Source organism: Thermorhabdus hydrogeniformans (assembly GCF_049310025.1).
Taxonomy (GTDB): domain Bacteria; phylum Bacillota; class Thermosediminibacteria; order Thermosediminibacterales; family Tepidanaerobacteraceae; genus JBJYKD01.
In genome coordinates this window covers 1-263 of record NZ_JBJYKD010000184.1, presented here as the reverse complement: position 1 = coordinate 263, position 263 = coordinate 1, and the positions used below count along the sequence as shown (strand labels likewise).

Sequence of the window (263 nt, the reverse complement as noted above, 5' to 3'; positions counted from 1 at the left end):
AACAACGGGGTCGTGCTGAGCCTGCCGGCGATTTCTTCGGCGGGCCAGGGCGTCACCGTGGGCACGCTCTACTTCGGCGTGGCCACGCAATCGAACAACGCCATGAGCGGCGCGACGGTGCTGCAGACCAATCCACGCACGCTCAACGTCTCGGCCACCTACAAGAACGCGAGCTTTCCCGACAGCTTTCTCGACAGCGGATCGAACTTCTTCTTCCTGAACGATTCCACGATCGCGCAGTGCTCGAAGAGCGGCAACTTCGC

At 62.0% G+C, this 263-nt stretch carries 1 protein-coding gene; it reads left to right on the top strand.

The window, feature by feature from the left end; translation table 11 throughout:
* The coding region (locus tag ACKX14_RS16045) for a DUF3443 family protein (protein WP_422449411.1) at positions 1-263 on the top strand (263 nt) is incomplete at both ends.